The 12,051-nt window shown below is 67.1% G+C and carries 16 protein-coding genes; 11 read left to right on the top strand and 5 right to left on the bottom strand.

The features are described from left to right. Positions 1 to 2: 2 nt before the first annotated feature. Positions 3 to 383, bottom strand: coding sequence for a helix-turn-helix transcriptional regulator (locus RMCB_RS25410; protein ID WP_234792238.1), 381 nt, complete (start codon positions 381 to 383; stop codon positions 3 to 5). 128 nt (positions 384 to 511) lie between these two features. Here RMCB_RS25410 and RMCB_RS25405 point away from each other — a divergent pair, with 128 nt between their 5' ends. From RMCB_RS25405 to RMCB_RS25385, 5 genes are all read left to right on the top strand, one after another. Next, positions 512 to 1,042 (top strand): cysteine peptidase family C39 domain-containing protein, encoded by a 531-nt coding sequence (locus tag RMCB_RS25405; protein ID WP_062830955.1) that lies wholly within the window; start codon positions 512 to 514, stop codon positions 1,040 to 1,042. A 13-nt stretch (positions 1,043 to 1,055) separates the two neighbouring features. Continuing rightward, on the top strand, positions 1,056 to 1,511 hold the full coding sequence (locus RMCB_RS25400; RefSeq protein WP_029371801.1) for a PPOX class F420-dependent oxidoreductase: 456 nt from the start codon (positions 1,056 to 1,058) through the stop codon (positions 1,509 to 1,511). A 248-nt stretch (positions 1,512 to 1,759) separates the two neighbouring features. Then, entirely contained in the window at positions 1,760 to 3,004 is a 1,245-nt protein-coding gene (locus RMCB_RS25395; RefSeq protein WP_062830954.1) for an MMP alpha-(1->4)-mannosyltransferase, read from the top strand. Next, positions 2,998 to 3,726: a class I SAM-dependent methyltransferase gene (locus RMCB_RS25390; protein WP_029371804.1), complete on the top strand. Its 729-nt coding sequence runs from the start codon at positions 2,998 to 3,000 to the stop codon at positions 3,724 to 3,726. Before RMCB_RS25395 ends, RMCB_RS25390 begins: the two co-directional genes overlap by 7 nt. A 3-nt stretch (positions 3,727 to 3,729) precedes the next feature. Continuing rightward, entirely contained in the window at positions 3,730 to 4,800 is a 1,071-nt protein-coding gene (locus RMCB_RS25385) for an MMP endo-(1,4)-3-O-methyl-alpha-D-mannosidase (protein WP_062830953.1), read from the top strand. Here RMCB_RS25385 and RMCB_RS25380 read toward each other — a convergent pair. Further along, entirely contained in the window at positions 4,797 to 5,507 is a 711-nt protein-coding gene (locus RMCB_RS25380) for a class I SAM-dependent methyltransferase (RefSeq protein ID WP_062830952.1), read from the bottom strand. The two genes, RMCB_RS25385 and RMCB_RS25380, sit on opposite strands and share 4 nt — an antisense overlap. Positions 5,508 to 5,560: 53 nt before the next feature. Between RMCB_RS25380 and RMCB_RS25375 the strand changes: the two genes are divergently transcribed. Beyond that, entirely contained in the window at positions 5,561 to 6,130 is a 570-nt protein-coding gene (locus RMCB_RS25375) for a TetR/AcrR family transcriptional regulator (RefSeq protein WP_029371807.1), read from the top strand. Here RMCB_RS25375 and RMCB_RS25370 read toward each other — a convergent pair. Then, positions 6,107 to 6,739 carry a TetR/AcrR family transcriptional regulator gene (locus RMCB_RS25370; protein WP_029371808.1) on the bottom strand — a complete coding sequence of 211 codons (633 nt, stop codon included), beginning with the start codon at positions 6,737 to 6,739 and terminating at the stop codon, positions 6,107 to 6,109. The two genes, RMCB_RS25375 and RMCB_RS25370, sit on opposite strands and share 24 nt — an antisense overlap. Positions 6,740 to 6,829: 90 nt before the next feature. On the opposite strand from RMCB_RS25370, the gene RMCB_RS25365 reads away from it, so the two are divergent. Next, on the top strand, positions 6,830 to 8,173 hold the full coding sequence (locus RMCB_RS25365; protein ID WP_062830951.1) for a cytochrome P450: 1,344 nt from the start codon (positions 6,830 to 6,832) through the stop codon (positions 8,171 to 8,173). 3 nt (positions 8,174 to 8,176) lie between these two features. Here the strand turns inward: RMCB_RS25365 and msrA are convergent, their stop codons facing one another. Continuing rightward, the gene (msrA, locus tag RMCB_RS25360) at positions 8,177 to 8,692 is read right to left on the bottom strand and encodes a peptide-methionine (S)-S-oxide reductase MsrA (RefSeq protein ID WP_062830950.1); all 516 of its coding nucleotides are present in this window, start codon (positions 8,690 to 8,692) and stop codon (positions 8,177 to 8,179) included. A gap of 72 nt (positions 8,693 to 8,764) precedes the next feature. Here msrA and RMCB_RS25355 point away from each other — a divergent pair, with 72 nt between their 5' ends. The 4 genes from RMCB_RS25355 to RMCB_RS25340 all read left to right on the top strand — a co-directional run bounded on the left by RMCB_RS25355 (position 8,765) and on the right by RMCB_RS25340 (position 11,603). Next, entirely contained in the window at positions 8,765 to 9,166 is a 402-nt protein-coding gene (locus RMCB_RS25355; RefSeq protein WP_062830949.1) for a hypothetical protein, read from the top strand. A 19-nt stretch (positions 9,167 to 9,185) separates the two neighbouring features. Further along, positions 9,186 to 9,698 (top strand): nuclear transport factor 2 family protein, encoded by a 513-nt coding sequence (locus RMCB_RS25350; RefSeq protein ID WP_062830948.1) that lies wholly within the window; start codon positions 9,186 to 9,188, stop codon positions 9,696 to 9,698. Continuing rightward, a complete protein-coding gene (locus tag RMCB_RS25345) occupies positions 9,695 to 10,720 on the top strand; it encodes an NAD-dependent epimerase/dehydratase family protein (protein WP_062830947.1) in 1,026 nt (341 codons plus the stop codon). Before RMCB_RS25350 ends, RMCB_RS25345 begins: the two co-directional genes overlap by 4 nt. Before the next feature lie 64 nt (positions 10,721 to 10,784). Then, positions 10,785 to 11,603: a class I SAM-dependent methyltransferase gene (locus tag RMCB_RS25340; RefSeq protein ID WP_062830946.1), complete on the top strand. Its 819-nt coding sequence runs from the start codon at positions 10,785 to 10,787 to the stop codon at positions 11,601 to 11,603. Between the two features lie 59 nt (positions 11,604 to 11,662). Here RMCB_RS25340 and RMCB_RS25335 read toward each other — a convergent pair whose 3' ends face one another. Next, positions 11,663 to 11,872, bottom strand: a complete 210-nt coding sequence (locus RMCB_RS25335; protein ID WP_062830945.1) for a hypothetical protein — start codon at positions 11,870 to 11,872, stop codon at positions 11,663 to 11,665. Positions 11,873 to 12,051 lie beyond the last annotated feature (179 nt).

Below are 12,051 nucleotides of genomic sequence, written 5' to 3'. Positions count from 1 at the left end.
GGTCACGCTAATTGCGGTTTGGTGCTCGACGCTTCTCGATTCCTGATCGGTCTGGTCACCTGCTTGGCGACGCACGACGGGATGCCCTCGGCCGAGTGGGCCATCTGCCGGCGGTAGGTGCTGGGCGGGATGCCGACGAGTTCGGTGAAGCGGGTACTGAAAGTGCCCAGCGACGAGAAGCCGACTGCGAAGCACACTTCCGTGACCGTGAGATCGCCGACGCGAAGCAGCGCCATGGCGCGTTCGATACGCCGGGTCATCAGATAGCTGTACGGCGATTCGCCGTAGGCCAGCTTGAACTGCCGGGACAGATGCCCCGCCGACATGTTCACCCCGCGCGCCAGCGCTTCCACGTCGAGGGGCTGGGCATAGTCCCGGTCCATCCGATCGCGCACGCGGCGCAGCAGCGCAAGGTCGCGCAGTCGTTGCACGTCGGGGCTGTCGGCCACCTGATCGATGCTGCCATAAGTGGTCGGGCGCAGGCCGTCGCGTCGGCGGTAGGCTCCGGGCGGTGAAACCGGCACAGCTGGCCGCGCTGCGGTTGCGGCAACGTGACGGAGTCACCTGCGGCCCGACCGTTGCGGTGGTGGCGGGCGTGCTGATGGACCCGGCATACCGGGCGCCGTTGCTGGGCGCGGGTGGTCCGCAATGGTTCTCCGACGAGCAGCGTCGCGTCCACACGCAGATCAACCGGGTGTGGCCCCGCCGGCTGGGCACCAGCCCGGCGGGCATGGCGCAGGCCCTGACCCGCCACAGCATCGGAGTCGCCTACCGCTGGCGGCCCTTTCGCGGCGCCCGGGATGGCTTGGCCGACGTCCTGGCCGCGCTTGAAACCGGCAGGCCGGTCGCGATGCTGGTCGGTGGTCACGGAATTCCACGGCACTGGGTGCTGATCGTGGCGGCGGCCGACAACGTGCTGCAGTGCTACGAGCCGTCGTCGGGAACGGTGGTGCCCGTCGACGTCGCGGCCGTCCGCGGAGCACGTCTGGCCGGGCTGGGATTTCCGCGACCGTTCGCGTTCGTGCTGCCCCGCTCAGGCTGAGTAGCGTCGAAGCATGGCCCGAAACTATGCGACGGCGGACACCGTAGACCTCACTGCCCTGCTCGACTTCGTCCGACCGCGACATCGGATGGTGCTCACGACATTTCGTGCTGACGGCAGCCTGCAGAGTTCTCCCGTGACGGGTGGGGTGGACGAACAGGGCCGGATCATCGTCGCGAGTTATCCGCAGCGCGCGAAGTCGGCCAACATCCGCCGGACACCGCGCGCGAGCGTGACGGTGCTGTCCGACGAGTTCAACGGCCCGTACGTTCAGGTGGACGGTGACGCCGAGGTCATCGCGTTGCCGGATGCGGTCGAACCGCTCGTCGACTACTACCGCTCGATCGCCGGTGAGCATCCCGACTGGGATGAGTATCGCCAGGCGATGGTCGACCAGGGCAAGTGCCTCATCCGGCTGACGCCGCGGCGCTGGGGCCCGGTGGCCACGGGCGGGTTCCCACCGGAGTGATCTGGCGTTGACGGGGACCTGGCGTTGACTCTGCGTGCAGGTCGCGGGCATCTCGCACTTTTGCGCCCACACCGCAGAATGAAAATCTGCTAGTCGACTGCTCAGCAGTCCGCGGGCCGTCAATTCCGATGCGTTGCGTCTGCTAGCCCGTCAAACTATAGTCTGGACACATGTCCAGAGGGTCCGGAGTCGCTGCGTGAGTCCGTCTGCCCTGTTCAGCGCCGTTTCCGCCGACGAGTGAGCTGACTATGCGTATCGCGTTGCTGTCCTATCGAAGCAAGACCCACTGCGGCGGCCAGGGCGTCTATGTCCGTCACCTCAGTGCCGGGCTGGCCGAATTGGGGCATGAGGTCGAGGTGTTCTCCGGCCAGCCCTATCCGGAGATCCTGGACCCCAGGGTCAAGCTGACCGAGGTGCCCAGCCTCGACCTCTACCGCGAACCAGACCCGTTCCGGGTGCCACGACTGCGCGAGATTCGTGACCACATCGACGTGCTCGAACTGCTGACGATGTGGACGGCGGGTTTCCCCGAACCCCGCACGTTCACCATGCGGGCCGCGCGGATGCTGGCCCGCCGCCGTGACGAGTTCGACGTCGTGCACGACAACCAGAGCCTCGGCACCGGGCTGCTGAAGATCGCTGATCTGGGCCTGCCAGTCGTCGCCACGGTGCATCACCCCATCACCCGTGATCGGCTGGTCGAGGTCGCGGCTGCCACGTGGTGGCGTAAACCGTTGGTGCGCAGGTGGTATGGCTTCGCGGAGATGCAGAAGCGGGTGGCTCGGCGGATGCCGGAGCTGCTGACGGTGTCTACATCCTCCGCGGCAGATATCGCCGAGGACTTCGGGGTGTCCCCGGAGCAGTTGCACGTCGTGCCGCTCGGGGTGAACACCGAGCTGTTCAAGCCGTCCGACAAGCGCGTCAGTGGCCGGATCATCGCGATCGCCAGCGCCGACGTACCACTCAAGGGCATCAGTCACCTGCTGCATGCGGTTGCCCGATTGCGCGTGGAACGCAACCTGGACGTCCAGCTGGTGTCCAAGCTGGAACCCAACGGCCCCACCGAGAAACTCATTGCCGAGCTCGGCATCTCCGACATCGTGCACAGTTCCAGCGGGCTGTCCGACGGAGAGCTGGCCGACCTGCTGGCTTCTGCCGAGGTCGCCTGCATACCCTCTCTGTACGAAGGCTTTTCGCTGCCGGCGGTGGAGGCGATGGCCAGCGGCACGCCCATCGTGGCGAGCCGGGCGGGAGCCCTGCCTGAGGTGGTGGGCAACGACGGTGAGTGCGCCCGGCTCGTCCGGCCCGCCGACGTCGACGAGCTCACCGCGGTGCTCGGCCAGTTGCTCGACTCGCCGTTGGAGCGGCGCAGGCTCGGCGCGGCGGGACGGCAGCGCGCGGTCTCGGTGTTCAGTTGGGAATCGGTTGCTGCACAGACTGTTTCGGTGTACGAGATGGCGCGTGCCAGGAGCGGAGGGATGACGAGGTGCTGACCGTTGACTTCGACCGGCTCGGCATCGGCCCGGGTACCACCGTGATCGACGTCGGCTGTGGCGCCGGCAGGCACACCTTCGAGGCTTACCGGCGCGGTGCCGACGTGATCGGCTTCGACCAGAGCGTGTCGGACCTCAACGACGTCGAGACGATGCTGCGCGCCATGCGCGACGAGGGGCACGTTCCCCTCTCGGCCAAGGGTGCGGCCGTCAAAGGCGACGCCCTCGATTTGCCGTATGCCGACGGCAGTTTCGACTGCGTCATCGCATCGGAGATCCTCGAACACGTACCCGAGGACGACCGCGCCATCGCCGAACTGGTGCGCGTGCTCAAACCTGGTGGCACGCTGGCCATCACAGTGCCGCGCTGGCTGCCGGAGAAGGTGTGCTGGCTGCTGTCCGACGAATACCACGCCAACGAGGGCGGGCACATCCGGATCTATCACGCCGACGCGTTGCGCGACAAGGTGCTGGCCCACGGTCTGGAGTTGACCCACACCCATCACGCCCACGCCCTGCATTCACCGTACTGGTGGCTGAAATGCCTTGTGGGCACGGACAAGAACGAGCACCCCGCGGTCAAGGCATATCACCAGCTGCTGGTGTGGGACATGATGGGCAGGCCCTGGCTGACCAGGGCGGCCGAGTCCCTGCTCAACCCGGTGATCGGCAAGAGTGTCGCACTGTATTTCGAGAAGCCCACTTCATCGAGCGGGCGGTGAACGTTGCGACGGACTGAAGCTCCCGGGGTCGCGGGTGTCCTGACGCCCGCCGCGTGCCGCAAGACAGCAGAGTCGATCGCGGCGACCCAGGAGACTTCAGGTGCGCTGCCCTGGTTCGACGGTGGGCACACCGACCCGTGGGATCACGTCGAGAACGCCATGGCACTCACCGTGGCCGGGCTCATCGAGCCGGCCCGGGCGGCGTTCGACTGGTGCCGCACCGCGCAGCGGCCGGACGGGTCCTGGCCCATCCAGTTGCGAGCAGGCGTCATCGAGGATGCCAACAGCGACAGCAACTTCTGTGCCTACGTGGCGACCGGGGTCTGGCATCACGTGCTGATCACCCGCGACCGACGGTTCGCCGAGACGATGTGGCCTGTGGTGACCGCGGCCATCGACTTCGTCCTCGGACTACAAGCCTCCGGTGGCGAGATCTATTGGGCCAGTACGTCATCGGGCCCCGTGCGCGAGGCGTTGCTGACGGGCTGCGCGAGCATCTACCACAGCATCCGGTGCGGGTTGGCGCTCGCCGACTACCTCGACGATCCGCAGCCGGAATGGGAGGTCGCGCTGGGGCGACTCGGCCACGCCATCGTTGCACATCCGGAAGCCTTCTCCGCCAAGGACACCCACGCGATGGAGTGGTACTACCCGGTGCTGGGTGGGGCCCTGCAGGGAGCGGCGGCCCTGGCCCGTATCGAGGACCGCTGGAATGACTTCGTGGTGCCGGGGCTGGGCATCCGCTGTGTGGATCACCGGCCATGGGTCACCGGCGCCGAGACGTGCGAGCTGGTGATGGCGCTGGACGCGATCGGTGACAGCCGGCGGGCGCACCAGCAGTTCACCGCCATGCAGCATCTGCGTGAAGACGACGGATCCTATTGGACCGGACTGGTTTTCGCGGACGGTAAACGCTGGCCCGAGGAACGCACGACCTGGACAGGTGCGGCGATGATCCTGGCTGCCGACGCGCTGTCGTCGACCACGCCTGCCAGCGGCATCTTCCGGGGCGAGGGCCTGCCGCGCGGCCTGGAAGGCGAGTTCGACTGCGAGTGCGTGGTCAGCGACCGCTAGTCCAGCCGGCCGGCTGCACCCGAAGTGCGTTGCAGCACCCGCATCGACCCCGTGACACCCACCTCACGGAACGCACCGGTGCCCAGCGCCCGCTGGTAGATGTGGAACGGGGCCTGGCCGCCGTCGGCGGGATTCGGGAACACGTCATGGATGATCAGTGCACCACCGACATCGACCCAGCGGGCCCAGCCGTCGAAATCGCGCTGTGCGGCTTCCTCGGTGTGGCCGCCGTCGATGAACAACAGCCGCAACGGCATTCGCCAGCCGCGGGCCACCACCGGCGACTTTCCGACCACCGCCACGACGTGCTCGTCGAGCCCGGCCGCGTCCAGAGTGTGCCGCATGGTCGGTAACGTGTCGAACAGTCCGGTGACGGGATCGACCAGCGACGTGTCGTGGTATTCCCAACCCGGCTGGTGCTCTTCGGACCCGTGGTGATGGTCGACGGTGTAGATCACCGCACCGGTTTCCTGCGCGGCTGCACCGAGCAACACTGTCGACTTGCCGCAGTACGTCCCGATCTCGACGCCGACCCCGCCGTCGAGATAGCGGAGCGCGGCGTCGTAGAGGGCACGGCCCTCGTCGGCAGGCATGAAGCCGGTGACCTGCTCGGCCAGTGCGATAAGACGCTCGGCGCGTGGTGACAGGGGAGGTGGCACAGTTTCGGTGGTGCTCGTGCGTCGATTCGCGCCGCCTGCGTCGCTCATGGGACCCCAATCTACGTTGCTGGTCCACCGGTGTTGTAGTAGCGTCCGGACACGTGTCCGATCCGGCCCTGGAGTCGACGCGCCGTCGGCTGACCGCGCGGCAAGCCGACACCGTCGAACGTCTGGGCCGCGCCGCGGTCGAACTCATCCGGCGAGAAGGTTTCGCGGGGTTGACCGTGCGCCGGGTGGCGGCCGAGGCGGGCGTCGGGTCAGCGACGGCCTACACCTACTTCTCTTCCAAGGAACACCTTGTCGCCGAGGTGTTCTGGCGCAGGCTCGCAGGCGCTCCACCCGCACCGCATACCTCGCCGGACCCGGCGACCAGGGTCGTGGAAGTGCTGCAGCACATCGCGTCGCTGGTGGCCGACGAGCCCGAATTCGCCGGTGCGGTGACCAATGCCCTGCTCGGCAGAGATCCTGACGTCGAGGTCCTGCGCCAGCGCATCGGCGCCGACATCCGCGGGCGGCTCGCCGCTGCGCTCGGCCCGGACACCGATCCCGATGTCATCGACTCGCTGGAGCTGCTCTACTCCGGGGCGCTCGTGCGGGCCGGCATGGGCTACGAGGCATATCCGGCGATCGCGCGCCGACTGGAGAAATCAGCGCGACTGATGCTCGGCTGACTCGGCGCGCGGGCCGAGGATGGCCTGTGACGCGGCCACGGCCGGACCGTAGATCTCACGGATTTCGCGGCCGTCTTCGACGATCATCGCGGTCAGTTCCCGCAGCCCGCCCAGCAGGATGATCGCCATCGGCCGGGTCAGCTCCGGCAGTTCGGCGTGGCGGAACCCCGCGTTCGCACTGAGATCGATGAGCAGATCGGTGAGCTCGCGCATCGCTTCGCGCTGCAGCGGGCGGGCCTGGGCGCCGAGCGCGGGCAGTTCCCGGATCCAGCTCAAGGTGACCGCGGGGGCTGATTCGATGTGGTCGACGTAGGCGCCGACGGCTTGTTCGATTTGGTCCTGCCAGGGCCCGTCGGCATCGACGGCGGCCCGGATCTCGCCGACCAGCCGTGCGTTGTTGAGTCGCAGCAACTCGATGAAACACGCTTCCTTGCTGGAGAATTGGTCGTAGAAGGTGCGCTTGGAGGTGCGGGCGTGCCGGACGACGTCGGCCACCGTAGTTTCCCGATATCCCTTGTCGGTGATGGCTGCCGCGAGCCCGTCGAGCAGGCGCAACCGGAAGGCGTCGGTTCCGGCGGGAGATCCGGAACCCGCGAGTGCAGCAGTCATGTCACCACCCTTGCGTCTCTTGGTACCTGCGAGTACCGTACTACACACGTTAGTGGTACACGGCAGTACCAACGTGTGGCTGGAGATGGCATGACCGAAACAGTGACCGTCGTACACCCCGAAATCACCGAGGCGCGTATTCCGCCCGGCCCCCGAATCCCCGTCGTGCTGCAGGGCGCCGGGTATGCCCTGGCGCGGCGGTGGATGGTCAAACGGATCTCCCGGCGTTACGGCGACATCTTCACCCTGCGGTTACCCATGTTCGGGCGCACGGTCATCGTCGCCGAACCGCAGCTGGCCAAGCAGCTGTTCCAGGCCAACACCGAGGACGTCGGCAACGTCCAGCCCAACCTGAGCCGCATCCTCGGCTCCGGCTCGGTCTTCGCCCTCGACGGCACCGATCACCGGCGCCGCCGCAAGCTTCTGACCCCGCCGTTCCACGGCAAGAGCATCCGCAACTACGAGGCCATCTTCGAAGAGGAAACCCTCCGCGAATCGGCCAACTGGCCCGAGGGTGAGGAGTTCGAAACCCTCGAACCGATGATGCGGATCACCCTCAACGCCATCCTGCGGGCGGTGTTCGGCGCCGACGGCGAACAACTCGACGAGCTGCGCCGCATCATCCCGCCCTGGGTGACCCTCGGGTCACGGCTCGCCGTGCTGCCCACCCCGACGCGGGACTACGGCCGGTTCAGCCCGTGGGCGCGACTCGCCAGATACCGCAGGCAGTACGACGCGGTGATCGACCAGCTGATCGAGCGGATCGAATCCGATCCGGAATTCGAGCATCGCGACGACATTCTCGCGCTGCTGCTCCGCAGCACCTACGAGGACGGTTCGGCCATGTCCCGCAAGGACATCGGCGACGAGCTGCTGACCCTGCTGGCGGCAGGCCACGAAACCACGGCGTCCACGCTGGGATGGGCGTTCGAACGCATCAGCCGCCACCCCGAGGTTCTTGCGCAACTGGTCGCCGAGGCCGCGACCGACGGCAACGAGTACCGCCAGGCGGCCATCCTCGAGATCCAGCGGGTCCGCACCGTCATCGATTTCGCCGGCCGCCACGTCTACGCGCCTTCATTCGAACTCGGCGACTGGATGATCCCGCGCGGCTACTCGGTGATCGTCGCGCTCGCCGCGATCCAGGAACGGCCCGAAGAGTTCCCCGACCCGGGCCGGTTCGACCCGCAGCGCTTCGTGGGCAACCGACCGGGCCTGGGCTGGATCCCCTTCGGCGGCGGCACCCGGCGGTGCGTGGGCGCCGCGTTCGCCAATGTCGAGATGGACGTCGTGCTGCGAACGGTGTTGCGGCACTTCGTCATCGAAACCACCACGGCACCGGGTGAAAAAGTGCACTCCCGCGGAGTGGCCTACACCCCGAAGTCGGGCGGCCGGATCGTCGTGCACCGGCGCGCCACCCCGCTGGGACAGTAGCGATTACTGGCTGGCGGTCTGGCGCTTCGGCAGCTTCCAACCCGGCCGCGGGAAGTGGCAGGTGTAGCCGTTGGGGAAGTGCTGCAGGTAATCCTGGTGCTCGGGCTCGGCCTCCCAGAAGTCGACGGCGGGCGTGACCTCGGTGACCACCTTGCCCGGCCACAGCCCCGACGCGTCCACGTCGGCGATGGTGTCCAGCGCGATGCGCTTCTGCTCGTCGTCGAGGTAGAAGATCGCCGACCGGTAGCTGGTGCCGACGTCGTTGCCCTGGCGGTCCTTGGTGCTCGGATCGTGAATCTGGAAGAAGAACTCCAGCAGCGCCCGGTAGTCGGTCTTGGCGGGGTCGTAGACGATCTCGACGGCCTCGGCGTGGCCGGGATGGTTGCGGTAGGTGGGGTGGTCGTTGCGCCCACCGGTGTAGCCCACCCGCGTCGACACCACCCCCGGCTGCTTGCGGATGAGATCCTGCATGCCCCAGAAGCAGCCGCCCGCGAGAATTGCCGTGGAGTAGTTGCTCATTGCGCTCGCTCCTTCAATAGGGGTCGGTAGGGCTGGTGGGTCCCATTGTGCTCCGGCGCTACGGTTGGACCCATGCGCATAGCTGTAACCGCAGCTCTGGCCTGTTTACTCCTGAGCGCCGGAGCCGGCGAGGCTGCCGCAGAGCCGACAGCCGTGCCCGAGGCGGCGCCGGACGCGGGCCGCACGGTATTCGTCGACAACCCGGCCATCGTCGCCCCGCATGTCACCCGCATCGAATCCTGGACCCGCAGCGGCGAGGGTCTCGCGGTGAATTTCACCGCGGGCACCCCGGATTGCTTCGGTGTGCATGTCACCGCGCAGGAGACCGATCGGACCGTCACAGTGGACCTGCGTGGCGGAACGCCACCGGAATCGGTGGGACGAATGTGTATCGCGCTGGCGGTCCGCGGGACGGTGGACGTGCCGCTGTCCGCGCCGTTGGGGGACCGGCAGGTGCTTGCCGCCGAGTGGTAGAACGTGTTCTAGTTCTTGGGTGAGCAAGACGTTCAGCCGCGACGAGCTGGCCGCAGCGTTCGCGACCTTCGAGAAGACCGTCGACCGCGCCGCCACGACCAAGGACTGGGACGTCTGGGTGGAGCACTACACGCCCGACGTCGAGTACATCGAGCACGCCGCGGGCACCATGAAGGGCCGCGACGAAGTGCGGTCCTGGATCTGGAAGACCATGACGAGCTTCCCGGGCAGCTACATGACGGCGTTCCCGGCGCTCTGGCATGTGATCGACGAATCGACTGGGCGGATCATCTGCGAGCTGGACAACCCGATGGTCGACCCGGGCGACGGCACCATCATCAGCGCGACCAACATCTCGATCATCACCTACGCCGGCGACGGGCAGTGGTCCCGCCAAGAGGACATCTACAACCCACTGCGGTTCGTGTCCGCCGCGATGAAGTGGTGCCGGAAAGCCGCCGAGCTCGGCACGCTGTCCGACGAGGCGGCGCACTGGATGCAGCGGATGGAGAAGATGGGACGGCAGGCATGACCGCTCTGGTCATCGGCGCCAACGGCTACCTGGGCTCGCACGTCACCCGCCAGCTCGTCGAGGCAGGCGAAGACGTCCGGGTGATGGTGCGGTCCGGCGCCAACACGATCGGTATCGACGATCTCGACGTCACCCGGTTTCTCGGCGACATCTGGGACAACGATGTGCTGCGCACGGCGATGACCGGCGCCGACGTCGTCTACTACTGCGTCGTCGACACCCGCGGCTGGCTGCGCGACCCAGCGCCGCTGTTCCGCACCAACGTCGAGGGCACCCGCAACGTGCTCGACATCGCCGTTGAGCCCGAGATCGCTTCTGGGTTACGACGTTTCGTATTCACCAGCAGTTATGCCACCGTGGACCGACGGCGCGGCCGGGTGTCCACCGAGGACCACGTCATCGGGGACAACCAGCTCAGACGCCTCACTCCGTACGTGCGGTCCCGTGTGCAGGCCGAGAACCTGGTGCTGCAGTACGCCCGCGAACGTGGGCTACCCGCCGTCGCGATGTGCGTCTCGACCACCTACGGCGGCCGCGACTGGGGTCGCACCCCGCACGGATCCATCATCGCGGGCGCCGCATTCGGCAAGCTGCCGTTCGTGATGAGCGGGATCGAATTGGAAGCCGTCGGTGTCAACGACGCCGCCCGGGCACTGATCCTCGCTGCGGACAAGGGGCGCGTCGGCGAGCGTTACCTCATCTCGGCGAAGATGATCAGTAACGCCGAGGTGGCCCGCATCGCCGCGGACGCCGCCGGTGTCGCGCCACCCGCGAAGACAATTCCGTTGCCGCTCACGTACGCGCTGGCCACGATCGGCACGATCAAGGGCAGACTCAAGGGCACCGAGGAGCAGATGTCGCTGGCATCGCTGCGGCTGATGCGTGCCGAGGCTCCCGTCGACCACGGCAAGGCCGAGCGTGAATTGGGTTGGCGCCCAGGGTCGGTCGAGGATGCCGTGCGGGAGGCGGCTCGGTTCTGGGTGGGCGTGCGCGCGGCGAGACGTGCCGCCAAGCAGGGCTGAACGCCACGCCGGTAGGCGTTAAAGGCTTGTGCTGCAACCGTATTACCGCGCTAGCCTGGCGAGCATGACCGAAAAGCTCAAGGTCGACCTGCGTGGCGCGCCGCAGACCATGCTCGCGACGTTCTACGCCAAGGCGCTCGACGCCGACCTGCCGAACTCCGTCCTGCACGACACCTGGGCCAGGGACATCGTCGACCGCATCGATTACGACTGGAGCCAGACCAGCATCACGGCCGCGAATTCGCCGGCGGTGACCACCCGCAGCGCACACTTCGACCGGTGGGCCCGCCAGTTCCTGGCGGTGCACCCCGAAGCCGTCGTGCTGCACCTGGGGTGTGGGCTGGACAGCCGGTTTTTCCGGCTGGCACCCGGCCCGGGTGTCGAGTGGTACGACATCGATTACCCCGATGTCGCGCGGTTGCGCACGCAGCTGTATCCGGCTGCCGAGCACTACCACGTCGTCTCCGCGTCGGTCACGGATCCTGCTTGGCTGCAGGGCATTCCGGCCGATCGGCCTACCCTGTTGATCGGTGAGGGGCTGACGATGTACCTCACGGAGCAGGACGGGGTCGCCCTGCTGCGCAGGGTGGTGGACCGATTCGATTCCGGCGAACTGCAATTCGACGCGTTCAACCGGTTGGGCATCAAGGCGCAGTGGATGAACGCCGTCGTGCGCCGGGCCGGAGCTCACTTGCACTGGGCGATCAACAAACCCGAGGACATCCTCGACGCCGTACCGGGCACCCGCTTGCTGGCCTGGACGTCACCGTTCGACGACGACGCGTTCGACCACGTGGTCTGGTACTACCGGTGGACCGTGAAGGTGATGGGAACGCTGCCCGCACTGCGGTACATGGCGCAGTACCACCGCTACGCGTTCTGAGGCATGGCAACGAGAAAGGGGCACCCCTGCTGGGATGCCCCTTTCTCGTCTGCGTACGGTCAGCGGCCGCTGTGACGCACCGTGTTGTCGACGCTGGGCACGTTCACCTTCGGCTGGATCTGATCAAGCCAGCCCAGGTGATCGACACCGGTCGAGATGACCGTCGACGACACTGCGGTGGGAACGGCGGCCTGCGCTTGGGCGGCCAGACCGAGCAGGCCCGTGCCCAGTGCGCCTGCGGTGATGACGGCGATCCCGAACTTCTTCATCTCTGTCTCCCTCTTTACCTCCGGCTCCGGGTGGTCCGTGCCGTTCTGCCTGTCCAAACACAGTGGTCAGAGGGATAATTCCGGTGGCAGAAATTGATCGGCGAATGGCAGGAACAACGATGTTCCCCGGCATATCGGGGTCCGCGCGGGTCGCCGGCGTCATCGCCGGCTACCCGCAC

Source organism: Mycolicibacterium brisbanense (assembly GCF_001570425.1).
Taxonomy (GTDB): Bacteria; Actinomycetota; Actinomycetes; order Mycobacteriales; family Mycobacteriaceae; genus Mycobacterium; species Mycobacterium brisbanense.
Note: the sequence above shows the minus strand (reverse complement) of the source record. Positions and strands in the feature narration are given on the sequence as shown.

What these genes read in the sequence shown, in the direction of transcription:
- RMCB_RS25370 (WP_029371808.1), bottom strand. Translation starts at nt 6,739, where the DNA reads ATGACTGCTGCACTCGCGGGTTCCGGATCTCCCGCCGGAACCGACGCC.
- RMCB_RS25380 (WP_062830952.1), bottom strand. Translation starts at nt 5,507, where the DNA reads ATGAGCGACGCAGGCGGCGCGAATCGACGCACGAGCACCACCGAAACT.
- RMCB_RS25355 (WP_062830949.1), top strand. Translation starts at nt 8,765, where the DNA reads ATGCGCATAGCTGTAACCGCAGCTCTGGCCTGTTTACTCCTGAGCGCC.
- RMCB_RS25335 (WP_062830945.1), bottom strand. Translation starts at nt 11,872, where the DNA reads ATGAAGAAGTTCGGGATCGCCGTCATCACCGCAGGCGCACTGGGCACG.
- RMCB_RS25410 (WP_234792238.1), bottom strand. Translation starts at nt 383, where the DNA reads ATGGACCGGGACTATGCCCAGCCCCTCGACGTGGAAGCGCTGGCGCGC.
- RMCB_RS25340 (WP_062830946.1), top strand. Translation starts at nt 10,785, where the DNA reads ATGACCGAAAAGCTCAAGGTCGACCTGCGTGGCGCGCCGCAGACCATG.
- msrA (WP_062830950.1), bottom strand. Translation starts at nt 8,692, where the DNA reads ATGAGCAACTACTCCACGGCAATTCTCGCGGGCGGCTGCTTCTGGGGC.
- RMCB_RS25395 (WP_062830954.1), top strand. Translation starts at nt 1,760, where the DNA reads ATGCGTATCGCGTTGCTGTCCTATCGAAGCAAGACCCACTGCGGCGGC.
- RMCB_RS25400 (WP_029371801.1), top strand. Translation starts at nt 1,056, where the DNA reads ATGGCCCGAAACTATGCGACGGCGGACACCGTAGACCTCACTGCCCTG.
- RMCB_RS25345 (WP_062830947.1), top strand. Translation starts at nt 9,695, where the DNA reads ATGACCGCTCTGGTCATCGGCGCCAACGGCTACCTGGGCTCGCACGTC.
- RMCB_RS25365 (WP_062830951.1), top strand. Translation starts at nt 6,830, where the DNA reads ATGACCGAAACAGTGACCGTCGTACACCCCGAAATCACCGAGGCGCGT.